The organism is Halalkalibacter sp. APA_J-10(15) (assembly GCF_023017105.1).
Classification (GTDB): Bacteria; Bacillota; Bacilli; order Bacillales; family Bacillaceae_D; genus Halalkalibacter.
On the sequence record NZ_JALKEV010000001.1, the window covers coordinates 535,571 to 548,393 of the forward strand.

General features: G+C 38.1%; 12 protein-coding genes. 7 read left to right on the forward strand and 5 right to left on the reverse strand.

What is annotated here, in order from left to right:
• Nucleotides 1–104: 104 nt before the first annotated feature.
• Complete coding sequence (locus MW695_RS02360) at nucleotides 105–1,409, reverse strand: hypothetical protein (RefSeq protein WP_247102724.1); 1,305 nt, start codon at nucleotides 1,407–1,409, stop codon at nucleotides 105–107.
• A 202-nt stretch (nucleotides 1,410–1,611) separates the two neighbouring features.
• The gene (locus MW695_RS02365; RefSeq protein WP_247102727.1) at nucleotides 1,612–2,238 is read right to left on the reverse strand and encodes a GntR family transcriptional regulator; all 627 of its coding nucleotides are present in this window, start codon (nucleotides 2,236–2,238) and stop codon (nucleotides 1,612–1,614) included.
• A 229-nt stretch (nucleotides 2,239–2,467) separates the two neighbouring features.
• Here MW695_RS02365 and MW695_RS02370 point away from each other — a divergent pair, with 229 nt between their 5' ends.
• The 5 genes from MW695_RS02370 to MW695_RS02390 are packed head-to-tail and all read left to right on the forward strand — an operon-like array spanning nucleotide 2,468 to nucleotide 6,566.
• The gene (locus MW695_RS02370) at nucleotides 2,468–3,382 is read left to right on the forward strand and encodes a phosphate/phosphite/phosphonate ABC transporter substrate-binding protein (protein ID WP_247102729.1); all 915 of its coding nucleotides are present in this window, start codon (nucleotides 2,468–2,470) and stop codon (nucleotides 3,380–3,382) included.
• 13 nt (nucleotides 3,383–3,395) lie between these two features.
• A complete protein-coding gene (gene phnC / locus MW695_RS02375; protein ID WP_247102732.1) occupies nucleotides 3,396–4,166 on the forward strand; it encodes a phosphonate ABC transporter ATP-binding protein in 771 nt (256 codons plus the stop codon).
• Nucleotides 4,163–4,954: a phosphonate ABC transporter, permease protein PhnE gene (gene phnE, locus MW695_RS02380; protein ID WP_247102740.1), complete on the forward strand. Its 792-nt coding sequence runs from the start codon at nucleotides 4,163–4,165 to the stop codon at nucleotides 4,952–4,954. The genes phnC and phnE (MW695_RS02380) overlap by 4 nt, the downstream gene beginning before the upstream one ends.
• Entirely contained in the window at nucleotides 4,951–5,766 is an 816-nt protein-coding gene (phnE, locus tag MW695_RS02385; protein ID WP_247102744.1) for a phosphonate ABC transporter, permease protein PhnE, read from the forward strand. The genes phnE (MW695_RS02380) and phnE (MW695_RS02385) overlap by 4 nt, the downstream gene beginning before the upstream one ends.
• Nucleotides 5,767–5,780: 14 nt before the next feature.
• Nucleotides 5,781–6,566 (forward strand): tyrosine-protein phosphatase, encoded by a 786-nt coding sequence (locus tag MW695_RS02390; RefSeq protein ID WP_247102747.1) that lies wholly within the window; start codon nucleotides 5,781–5,783, stop codon nucleotides 6,564–6,566.
• Nucleotides 6,567–6,902: 336 nt separating this feature from the next.
• Here MW695_RS02390 and MW695_RS02395 read toward each other — a convergent pair whose 3' ends face one another.
• Nucleotides 6,903–7,652: a zinc ribbon domain-containing protein gene (locus tag MW695_RS02395; protein ID WP_247102751.1), complete on the reverse strand. Its 750-nt coding sequence runs from the start codon at nucleotides 7,650–7,652 to the stop codon at nucleotides 6,903–6,905.
• A 15-nt stretch (nucleotides 7,653–7,667) separates the two neighbouring features.
• The gene (locus tag MW695_RS02400) at nucleotides 7,668–9,107 is read right to left on the reverse strand and encodes a zinc ribbon domain-containing protein (RefSeq protein WP_247102754.1); all 1,440 of its coding nucleotides are present in this window, start codon (nucleotides 9,105–9,107) and stop codon (nucleotides 7,668–7,670) included.
• A gap of 316 nt (nucleotides 9,108–9,423) precedes the next feature.
• Here MW695_RS02400 and MW695_RS02405 point away from each other — a divergent pair, with 316 nt between their 5' ends.
• Nucleotides 9,424–10,134, forward strand: a complete 711-nt coding sequence (locus tag MW695_RS02405; protein ID WP_247102757.1) for a response regulator transcription factor — start codon at nucleotides 9,424–9,426, stop codon at nucleotides 10,132–10,134.
• Between the two features lie 418 nt (nucleotides 10,135–10,552).
• Complete coding sequence (locus MW695_RS22620) at nucleotides 10,553–10,678, forward strand: hypothetical protein (RefSeq protein WP_260505822.1); 126 nt, start codon at nucleotides 10,553–10,555, stop codon at nucleotides 10,676–10,678.
• Between the two features lie 259 nt (nucleotides 10,679–10,937).
• Here MW695_RS22620 and MW695_RS02410 read toward each other — a convergent pair whose 3' ends face one another.
• On the reverse strand, nucleotides 10,938–12,620 hold the full coding sequence (locus MW695_RS02410; protein ID WP_247102765.1) for a methyl-accepting chemotaxis protein: 1,683 nt from the start codon (nucleotides 12,618–12,620) through the stop codon (nucleotides 10,938–10,940).
• Nucleotides 12,621–12,823: the final 203 nt, after the last annotated feature.

The window sequence follows — 12,823 nt, forward strand, 5'->3', positions numbered from 1 at the left end:
CTAACGCTACGTCACCATTCGTCCAAGGGTATTCGCAAAGTTATTTTATACATTTTGGAATGCCTCTTTAGTTCTTCTGATCTATCAATAGAATGAGAGTGAGTTTACCTTAATTGTAAGGAGCGAACCTGGTCGTCATTATAAGGATCACTCGTAAAGAATAGTCGGTACTCATTTGCTTCATAATAAAGGTAATACAGACCATCAAGCTCACTATAGCCTTCCTCATATGGTGGTCCTAGAGCTTGTTTAATTTCATTTGTACTCATCGATAACGGTAAGTATATAGTAGAGATTGGCATATTTGGCCATTCATGATAATCATAGCCTACACCTAATCCACAAGCACATTCATCATACATTAAATAATAGCCACCTTCAGTTGGGCGCTCTTCGACAGGCAGTCCCCACATGGCATCGATTACACTACTAATGGGGGCTCCGATTTTCGTGTGAATACCGTTTATTTCCCCTCGGCTAGCATCGTTTAAAAAATGTGGATCGAGAATCCGCTCTCGGTTTATTTGTTCAACTTCATTCATAGATTCTTCAGTAGAAGCCTCATTCTCTTGCGAAGTAGGTTGATTCTCAACAGGAATATTCTGCTCGAATCCTTGATTACCTGCTGAAATAGAGCGTTCAATTGTTTCGTAATGGGCGGAGTTAAACCATGTTTGATAACTGATAAACCCACAGAGAATGAGAGCAATCATAAATAGAGAAAAAGACGCTAGTTGTATAATTTTTATTTTCGCAGTGATGGTTAGAATAACGAGAATAATAAGAATAGAGATTGCTATTATAATTGTTAGGTAAGGGATGGGCTTAGAGAACTCCCCATTTAGTTCAACCGTTTGATCGGTATGAAGTGATAACTGCCAAATGAGTGTTTGATCGTCCATTCGATCAGCATTATGATGATGAATCTTGAACGCATCTGGTAGTGTTACCTGAAACGTTAAATCAAATGATTCTACCATTGCTTCATCAAGACCTTCTAATAATGGGTTCTCAGACTGAGGCTGCCCAGAAAGATCATGTCCAATCCATTCTAGTAAAAAATTAACTTCGTAGCTAAAGGCTTGCTCCTGAATACGAAAGATTGTAGGTAATTCCTCATTTGAGATAGGAAGCTCTATATCATTAAATGAAGTAAAGCGTTTATTAGCTTTTATTCCACGATAGCCGTTAATGGATTCTTCTGTAAGTGTATAGCCCTCTTCAAAAAGCTGTTCGTCATGTAAACCCTCGCTTTCCATGAGCCCTGCCATCATTTCTGTTATCCCTGTAAAAAGCTCGATCTCTGCTGAGCCGTCATCATGAAAGATGATATGGTACTCAGCCTTTACACAACCGCTCATAAAAAGAATAACAATCCATAAAAAAGGTATAAAAATATGTCTGTTCAAAAAATCACTCCTGCTGTTTTTCATATGTATGTAAGAGAACTCTCTTATTGTAGCATAGGGCACCTTTTTTATAGAATCAGAGTTTATACATCCATGAAAAACATATAAAAAGAGAGGATGTAGGAACTCGTGGGAGGTTCTATCCTCAGAAAAAATAAGCTATTATAACCGGCTCAACACAACGCTATTACCGCGTCTTTTCTCATCCGAAACGTGCTTTCACCCTTTCATAATAGGTATGTAGTAATTGCTTAATTTGATTAAAATCTCCCTTTTCTAAAGCGTCTACAAGCTTTTGATTCGTTTCATTTGCTGAGTAATGGCTTTGATGGGGGGTACGGATATAATTGACGATCGCAAACCGAATGATTTTATCAAAAAAGCCGTCAATCACTTTGAGCATTTCTTTGTTGTTCGTCCCAGATATCATAGTGTGTAAAAATGAAAGTGAATGCTTTGTATAGCCTAAATAATCTTCGTTGCTCGTACATGTATATTGCTCTTTCAAATGATAGTTCAATTGCTGTACATCAATATGAAGGTCTTCTGGTTCCTGATAATAAAATTGATAATGTTGAAAAGAAAAAATCACTTCAAAAATTTCGAGAAACTCCTTATAGGAAATGTCACGTACTAATATACCACGATTTTTAACGGTTTCTAAAAAGCCTTCGCGTTCTAATTGGGAAATCGCTGCTCTGACAGGAGTTCGACTCATTGCTAATGTTTTGGCTAATTCATTTTCAGATAGAAGTGTACCAGGCATATATTCGCCATTTATTAAACGCTCCTTTAGAAAATCAAATGCTTTATCTTCAAGTGGTTGCATGTTCATCTCCAACTTTCTACATTAAATCCAATTTTAATGATCATCTTATTTTCTATCATAGCGTTCCTTTCCTTTCATTGTAAATAGTTGTGTCCTATAACTTGTTTTACAAAACCTTTACGACTTTTGAATAACTCCTTTATAGAAGCTTTACAATATGCTGATATCCTTTAGTTATATACAAGGTTGTATACAACTTTGTATCCTAATACTATAAGGATGGTGGATTGTGGTGAAAAAAGTAGGTTTCATGTTGTTATGGATGACAGTGCTATTGATCTTTACAGCGTGTTCGGAAGGTTCGGGCGCGGGAGAGGTGGACGAAAATGGTTGGCCAACGACATTACGAATGGGAATGATGGCAACAGAGGATGACAACAATATGGCGCGTTCATCAAGTGCCTTTGCTGAGGATTTAGCAGAAGAGTTAGGAATTGAAGTCGAGATGTTTGAGGGTCAAGATTACAACATGATGATTGAAGCGATGCGGGCAGAACAAATTGATTTGACAAATTATGGGCCGTTTGGGTATATTATCGCCGTTGAGCGAAGTGGGGCACTGCCTTTAGCAATATTAGGAGAAAGTGAAGAATCTGCGATGTATCATAGTGTCATTATTGTACCTGCTGATTCGCCTGTTGAAAGGTTAGAGGAGTTAGAAGGAGAGGATTTCCTGTTTGTTGACCCAGCTTCTACTTCAGGGCATTTGTTCCCGAGAGCTTCTATGCTATCACAATTAGGTATTGAAAATGAGCAGCTAGAAGGCTATTTCAATAGTGTTGCGTATTCTGGAGGTCATGATAAATCGATTTTAGCGATTGCGAATGGAGATGCAGCCGGTGCGGCGGTTTGTGAATTCTGTGTGGAGATGTTTGCTGAATCAGGCTTGTTTGATCCAAGTGATGTTCGTGTTATTCAAACAACTGATCCAATCCCTGGAGGCCCTTTAGCTTATAGAGATGGTCTACCGGAAGATTTAGTTGAAAAAATGAGAGATTTTGCTCTTTCCTATCATGAGAAGAACCCAGAATATTTTGAGATCATGGGAATGAAAGGCTATTTCCCAGTTGAAGATAGTGATTTCGATGTCATTCGTGAAACAGCGGAGCTATTAAATATGTCACCAGAAGAGATGTTGAATTAAGGGGGCGATCATTATGGCATTATTAGAAATTAACCGGCTATCAAAAGTATATTCAGACGGTACAACGGCGCTTCAGGATATTAGCTTTGAGCTACATCATGGTGAATTTATTGTCATTATCGGTCCGAGTGGAGCTGGGAAAAGCACACTTTTACGTTCCATTAATCGTCTTGTTCAGCCAACAGCTGGTGAGCTGGTATTTAAAGGCCAAGAGGTTGTGGGTGCGAATGCAGCTCAGTTAAAGAAGCACCGTCGTGAGGTAGGGATGATTTTTCAACGGTTTAATTTAATTGAGCGTTCCTCTGTTTTGCGCAACGTTCTTCATGGTCGGTTAGGTTACATGAATACATTTAGAGCGGTGTTAAGTCTTTTTTCAAAAGAGGATAAGGATGAAGCGATTCGACTATTGGAGCGTGTTGGCTTAGGGGAACAAGTATACAAGCGTGCTGATGAACTAAGTGGTGGTCAGCAGCAACGTGTAGGGATTGCACGTGCTATTGCACAAAAGCCATCTCTCATTTTAGCTGACGAACCAATTGCGAGCCTTGATCCGGTTTCCTCAGAAATTGTGATGGATCAGCTCTACTCTATTTGCAAAGAAGAAGGGATAGCTTGTCTTTGCAATTTACATCAAGTTGATGTAGCGAAGAAATATGCGACTCGTATTATCGGAATTAACAAAGGGGAGAAAGTATTTGATGGGCGTCCAGAGGAATTAACGGATGCGATCATTGAGCGCATATATCGTGGAAGTAAGGAACAGAAGGAGGAAATGGCTTCGTGAAACAGGAACACCTTCTTGAAGTACAGCGTAATAAGAACTTGCTCCTTTGGGGTTTTGTGGTTGTCCTTGTACTGTTAACGATATGGTCTGCATTTGAAACAGGCTTTTCTATCCCGTCCCTTTTTTCAGGAGCGACTCAAGCTGTTTCGTTTATTATGTATGATTTATTTCCACCTGATTTTTCTGTACTAGTAAGCTTAATTCCTCCGGCGCTTGATACGATTTACATGAGCTTTGTGGCGATGGTTATTGGAGCGATCATCGCAACTGGCTTAGCTTTTTTGGCAGCTGCAACGACGTCACCACATCCAAGTGTACAAATATTCATGCGGGGATTTAGTTCGCTATTCAGAAATATTCCTGTGTTTATTTGGGCAATTGTTCTAACAGCTTCTTTTGGTCTTGGGGTGTTAGTTGGAACGTTATCTTTAATTATCGTTTCAGTTGGAGCGCTAACGCGAGCATTTGCAGAGGTGCTTGAGGAAATTGATATGGGTCAGCTAGAAGCAGTTAAGGCAACAGGTGCGAACTATTTTCAAGTATTAGCACAAGGTGTGATGCCACAATTTTTACCGGGATTTTTCGGATGGACGTTATACATGCTAGAAATTAATGTTCGTGCTTCAACGATCATCGGAATGGTTGGCGGTGGAGGGCTAGGCTTTGTCATTCAATCAAATATTAAGCTTTTCCAATATGGTCAAGTATGTATGGGCGTTATTCTCATTCTATTTATTGTGCTAATGACTGAATGGCTGACAAATCAAATTAGGGAGCGAATTATATGAGAGGAGATATCGTCGTTCATAAGGAATTAAATAAAACAAGTCAGCGTGAAAAGAAAAATCGCTTTATGAGGATCGTACTTATAGGTGCTATACTTTTTTTCTTCTTCTCGTTGTATCAATTAAGTATTGATTACGGTAGATTGTTTTCGGGTGTTTGGACCTTTCTCCAAACGTTGACAATCATGGTACCACCTGATTTCACCTATTGGCGAGAAGTGTTAGCAGCAGCGTTAGAGTCGCTTCAAGTGGCGATTGTCGGATGTGTCCTTGCGATTATTATTGGGTTTGGGCTAGCCTTTCCAGCAGCAGATAATTTAACACCACACCGAACGATTTCGTGGCTGCTAAAAGGGTTCGCCTCACTTGTACGAGCCATTCCAACGTTAATTTGGGCTCTTATTTTTATCGTTGCCGTAGGAATGGGCCCTTTTCCAGGTATTTTAGCGATAATGATTGGATCGATCGGAATGCTGATTAAAGTTTTTGCTCAATCGATTGAAGAGGTTGAGCATGGTGTGATTGAGGCGATGCAGGCTACGGGGGCTAATTGGTTTGCAGTCGTTATCCAAGGTGTCATTCCGACCGTTATGACAGCATTGCTAGCTTGGTGCATTATGCGTTTTGAAGGCGACATTGCTGAGTCTACGATACTAGGTGCGGTTGGTGCTGGTGGAATTGGCTGGGAGCTGATGCACGCGATGCGGCTATATCGCTTTGATCAAGCGTTCTTTGTCGCACTCGTTATCTTTGTCATGGTATTTAGTGTTGAATTTGTATCCAACCGACTGAAAATGAAATTAAAACATACATAAATGGCGGTGGTAGAATGAATATACAGCAAACAAATCGATTAATAGAATTTACGGGAACATTTAATTTTCGTGATCTAGGTGGCTATGAAACAACGGATGGACGAAAAGTGAAATGGGGAAAGGTTTTTCGGTCGGGAAATTTAAGTATGTTAGACGAACAAGATATGAGACAAGTGCAGCAGTTAGGAGTTACAGCGATTTGTGATTTGCGTGCGGAAGATGAACTAGAACGATTTCCGACCCCATTGATGGAATTCATTCAGTCGTATCATGTTCCTGTCATTCCGAATAATGGGGATGAAGAGTATCGTCAAGCACTTGATTTAACGGAAGAATTTGTTGCAAGGCTATCAAAGCCAGGGGATGTATTAACGCAATTAAATGAGAAAATGACCGTTTATACAACGGCGTATCGAAAGGTATTTGATGTGTTATTAGAAGAAGAAGGAGCCGTTCTATTTCATTGTATGGCAGGGAAAGATCGTACCGGAGTGATGGCTGCTCTTATTTTAAGTGTCCTAAATGTCCCAAGAGACATCATTGTAGAGGATTATTTATATACGAATCGGTCATCAGATCGCTTAAAGAAAAGCTTAGCCTCTCATGATCATGAGCATATCAAAGTGCTAGATGCTAAGGTGGTTGAGGCGATGCTTGAAGCTCGTATGGAATACATTGAAGCTTTTTTCACTAAGATTGATCGTGATTATGGAAATGTTTACAATTATATGGCAAAGGCAATTGGATTATCGGAAGCTGAAATTCAATTACTGCATGAAAAATTACTAGAGCGATTATAAAAGGAAGAAGAAGCAAGAAACTACGATGTGGCTTCTGATCACGCGCTATATGTGATTCCTCATTCCGCCATTCTCTCTATGTCACTCTTTTTCGTGTCGCTCCGTACTAGTTTCTCACTTTTGATTTGCCTAGCAATGGCTTCACTCGTTGCTCGCTTGTTACTAGAAAACCACTCATATTAAGCGAGCAAAATAAGCGAGGGCCTCCATTACTTAAAAGGGTACCGAAAAAGTTAAAACCAAACTTTTTCAGTACCCTCTAGATTTATCTATGGAAGAAAATATCTTTGTACGCTTTCAGCCCGGAATTCCTTATGCGTTCATGAATGTTACTTATTAAAAGAAGTTCATAAATGTCATTCGTTCAACTAAATCTGTTAGAATGCTTTCGCTCACTAAGTAGGACAAGAAACCAAGTGCGACATAGGTAAGGAAAATGCCATAAAAGGTATCAAGTCCTCCGTTATTTTCTCTATGAAGCGAGAAAATGGTTACAGCGATTGCCACAAAGTAGCCGAGTGAAGCAAGAATTACTAAAAGAACACTAAAAGTAATGATAGATACAAGAATAAGAATGTTGGCTACAATTAAAATAGCTGTTGGAATCGTCATAAATGCTCCGAAACGAGCAATAATGGTTTTATAATTTACTTCAACCTTCATCAGCTTAGCTACTCCGAGCATAATGGCTGCTAGAATGAGGAGCATGATAATCGAGACGATAGCTGGCATAAAAACGATATCAGAAAAAGAAAGAGGCATAAAGCCCATACTCATTTTACGAAGTACATTATAGAGAAAGAGTGGCAACAAAATTGAGTATAAAATCATTGAAATAAGGCCATTGATCATATTATTTTGCCCAAGGTGAGCAGAAAATTGATATGGATGTTTTAATGCTGACTTAGCAAAGGAAAAGTATTGTTTTCCTACTTCCTTGCTTTGCTCTAAATAAGCATTCTGAGCAGCTTCTGTCGTTGTACTGGCAGCAGCTATCTCACCAGTATCGGATGTTTTGGTGCCACAGCTTGTACAAAATTTCGCTTCAGCTTCTAAAGGTGCTTGGCAATTTGTGCAGTTTGTCATAAGAGATCCTCCTTGTTATTCAGAACCGTCACGATGAACGGTCTCATCATTTTGATCAAAATAAGAGTAATAGTAGCCCACAACGATCCAGTTATTATCTGATGAATCATAGGCTAAAGATAGTTCTAATGATTCGGTCTTCTCATCAGTCATCATTTCATCAAACCATTCATATTCCTCTTCATATACAAATTGAACAGGTAAATTTACGATAGGCATTTCATCGTAGTAGCTTAAATAAGCGGTATGTGGGTTGAAGGATGCTTCAAGGAATTTAAGCGAATATTTCCGCTCCTCATCAAAGTAATTTTCTATATCTGACTTAATCGAACTAGAAACAGTTGTAAGGCCAGAGCTATCATTATTCGTACGGGCATTGGCATATTCCTTAGCAAATCTAAAGGCAGTTCCAACCACATCATCAGCGATATCATCGGTTAATAATCGATTAATTGATAAGTAAATGTAGCTATGATCAATCGCTTGCTTATCTGTGACAATCGTTCCCCATGGGAAATCGAGTTCAGCATGAACCTCATAGCTGCCATCAAGGGAAATGGGACCAAGTGCTTCATCATATTGATCCTCTAATGAAAATTCGATATCCTCATCGTTAATATAAATCCGCGAATCATCAACAAAGCCTTCATAATCAGAGTCAATGACAATATAGTCTCCATATAAATAAAGGTCGACATACGTGTTGTTCCAGCTAGGGTCAATTAATTGTAATTCATTAGAGCTCTCCAATAACGAATAGTCTCCTGTATACGAGGCACTTACTTCATAAATACCTGGCATGTATGGACCGAACTCTTGTTCAAAGTCTTCATTGAAACTGACCATTAATTCTTCACCATTTAATGTAATGATGGCATCTTCATAGTTTGTTGATAAGGTGAAGTAAAAGGGCATCACTTGGATACGGTAACGGTCAAAGAGGAAAGCTGTCCTCCCAACTTGTTCTAATGTAAAAATCGATGAATCCTCATAATAAAAGTCATCAGGATGATTTTGATCATAAAAGTCGGCTTTGCTTTCTAATTGATCCATTAAAAAGTCATAGTATGAAGGGTTGTTGTTTAAATATGTAATTAAACTGTCCACACTAGCTTCATCAATCGTCATCCGTGAGTCATTTGTATAAAGTAAAGACATGACTCTACTTGTATCCTCTGATAAAACCGCAGATTTAAAATTTTCTACGATTTTATGTTGGTTGGTAAGCGATGCTCCAGCTTGATAGCCAATAAATAATAAAATAATAGCAGCGAGAATGGTTCCTCCAATCATTTTTTGCTTTTTTGAAAATGATTGGAAAGAAAAAGAGGATTTACTTTCAGTTGCTTGTACGTTAGATGTTGCTTCATTGTTTGGCTGTACGGATGTACCGCATTCACCACAAAAAACGGCACCTTCATTTAGTTGGGTGCCACATTCTTTACAAAAGGTCATGGTTGCGCCTCCTAGGTCTAAGTTGTTTATATAAACACTGTATGACCAGTGTGATTTTTGATTAATACAATGTAAGATTGTTTAACAATGAAACAACTAATACGAGTATAGTATACAGGAAAATAGTCATGAATGATAGGAGGAATATAGACTTTTGTATTAGTTCAAATGAAATGGATAGAAAATGGAATAAATCATTTAAGTAAAAACTCAATACAAGCTTTAAGAACTCTTAACAGTTTCTTAATATTTTTTGTGTAGTATTTAAATGTGGAAGCTTAAAGAAAATGACTATGGAAAGTTAGGAAGTTCCTTCATGAATGAATCTATTTTGTTATTAGATGCAGGCAACGATTTGATGGGTATGTTAAAAAATCATTTACCTAATTATAAATTTTATCATGATAAGACAATTGATCAGGCATTAAGGGATGCCATAATAAAACATGTAAGCTTAATCATCATCATGAAGGATCACTTTACGGATACAGGTGGGCATATATGTCAGCAATTTAGAATGCAAAATATTCAGACACCCATTGCTGTTATTTCTTCTTCTACAGATGAGTATGATATGGTGGTGGCTTATGAACTAGGAGCGGACGACTATGTGACGCTTCCTATTAATGAGCGGGTTTTGTTAGCAAGAATAAAGGCTCAAGTACGTCGAAGTTATTTGTGTAATATGAAAAGTTTTGAAATCGGACCTGAGCGAACTTTAACAGTTGGTAAGCTGAGAATATTCCCTGAAAGTTATAGGGTAGAAGTACAAAATCGTAAGTCTGATCTAAGTGGAAGAGAGATGAAACTGTTACTGTTTTTTTATGAAAACAAAGATAGAGTATTAACACGTGCAGAGCTATTAGAAATATGCGATTCAAGTGATGAGCGTATTATTGATACGTATGTCAGCAAGCTAAGGAGAAAGATTGAACCGAAACGAACGAAGCCAACGTATATCGAAACGGTTAAGCATGTTGGGTATCGCTTTCGTGTTCCGGTCATCGGTTCAACAGAAGTACAATAAATGGTATAGAGTGTGCCTGTTCAGGTTGTGTTACCTGAATAGGCACTTTTTTATTTAGACACGACGTAATTTTGAAAAGGTATATATCGGCGATTTGTGTAATAAGGAGACAATGGACCTATTAGTTTATTACGATCATTAGTTGTGTCGAACAGCCATACTTATTAGATGGATAAGTCGAATAATTTGAACGTTCAACAATAATGAGTTCATTATAAAGAACGTAAAAGAGTGTGTATTACTAGTGGAGTTAATGAAAGGACGCTTTATCAATCATTGTATAAGCGCTTTTCTATTGTGGCTAGTGGTGTTCTATTATCGACAAAAATAGTCAAATTCAACCTATTGTTCTTCATAAAGAACGATGGTACCTTTGTAGTAGTAAGAGCGATGAATCTTATTTTAGGAGGTGATAAATTTGCCATTAGTGCGCTTGAAAAGTATATGGACACCGTTAAGTTTAGTTGGTATAAAATTATTGAAAGATGATTATGGTGCTTATTATATTAAGGTATGGGGCTCGGATTTAAAAAAGCTAGGATGATTTTGGAATTATACAGTTAATTATTTCATTGTTGAATGATTCAATATTATAGAGTGTAGAGAGCTTTTTAGCATTTGGGGTCAATGATATGTTCGGAGTATATTTATATAAATTCTTGTGCTGGCTTATTTATTATGAAAGAAATGTATACCTAAAGGCCCCAAAAAAGTTTGGTTTTTAACTTTTTTGGGGCCCTCGTATACCTCGCTCCATTTTTATCCTAACCTAGATAGGGAACGTATAACGATTCGTACAAAAGTTATACGTTAAATTTTTGAATAGATTGTTGTAATTCTTCAGCTAAGTGAGCGAGTGAGCTTGCCGATGATGCGATTTCTTCCATTGTAGCCAATTGCTGTTGAGAAGAAGCGGAATTTTCTTGGCTCGATTCAACATTTGATTCTGCGATTTGTTGGATCGATTCAACTGAAGTAAGCACGTATTCACTAACACTTGTCATTTCTTGAATAGATGCTGAAACTTCCTGTACTTTTGCTGTGACGATTTCGACGCTTGCCTTAATATCGCTGAATGTGTTTGTAACTTGATCTGTTGCAGCAACACCTTTGCTAAAGCGTTCATTTCCGCTTTCCATAGAGCTTACAACTCGGTCGGTTTCCTCTTGCATATTAGAGATCATTTCATAGATTTTATTTGCTGACTTTCCAGATTCTTCGGCAAGCTTCCGTACTTCATCGGCTACGACAGCAAAGCCCTTTCCATGTTCACCAGCACGAGCTGCCTCGATGGCTGCATTTAAAGCAAGTAGGTTTGTTTGTTCTGAAATGCCTGTAATGAGGTGAATAATTTCACCGATTTCAGCTGACTTCTTACCTAGATTCGTGACGGAAGCAGATGTATCATTCATGGATTCAGCGATGGCATTCATTTGCGCATTTACTAATTGAATGGCCTTAGAACCGTAATCAGTCGACTTTGCTGTTTTCTCAGAGTAGGATGCCATCTCATGACTATTATGTGCGATTTGTTGTAGGCTTCCATTCATTTGTGTTAAGGAGCTAGACACTTGATTAATACTTTGCAGCTGTTTATCTGCCCCTTCAGAAGTATTCAAGGCAAGCTGGGTCATTTGCTCAGATGCACGCGAGCTTTGCTCCGAGCTAGCAGACATTTGTTCTGAGCTTGCTGAAACCTGATGACTGGCTTCAGATGTTTTAAGAATAAGCTGACGTAGTTGCTCCTGCATCGAATGAAGCCCCTGTGCAAGGGTAGAAAGCTCATCTTTTGATTTTAGTTTCATAGGTTCGCCTGTTAAATCACCCATCGCAATCGCGTTAAGACGTTGTGTGATTTTCTTTAAATTGGACGATAAGTATCGACTAAAGAACAGCGCATAGATGACGGAGCCTGAAACGATCACAATCGTTAAAATAATCGATAACCCTACTGTTAATTGGTAAGAAGAGTTATTTGTTTTAAGCAGCTGTTCTGCTTCTGTATCATTGATTTCAACAAGTGCCATTAAATCAGCCGATGTCGACTCAAATAATTGCATACCTCCATTTAAACCTTCTCGAGCATCATCATACCTTTGCGATGAGATGAGTCCTCTGTTATTTCGTACACGGCGCTCGAAGCTAGACCAGCTTTCAGAGAATTGTTCAAAAAGCTCTCTTTCATGAGCTGTTAAAGGCATTTGTACATACTCATCTAAAATCATGCTGATCTCATCTAAATTTTGAATCGCTTCATTCGTTAATGAAGGATCTTCATTAATAATTGATTGCACCATTAGAAAGTTTGTGTTTTCTGTTAGCCTTGCAAGGTCAACGAGGTGTTTCGTTGGGACAAGTCGCTCATGGTAAATGGTATTCGCATCACGATTTAACTCAGTTAAATTATAAATCGCATACGAAAGTAATCCTAGACATACTAGGATGACACCTAAAAATGAAAATAGTAATTTCTTCTGTAAATTCATGATTTCCTCCTAAGCATATGATTTCTCTCCATAATTGCTTTCTCTTTATCTTTATTTTTTTATTTAATAAAGAGGCCTTTTATACTATAATACCATTTTTTTTGAATAGTACAAATGTAGTGAACTTGTCATATTCAAGGAACTGCAATTATATACTGTATCGTCACATTGTTTCTGTTTGTTCTTTGATAGAGACAAGAAAT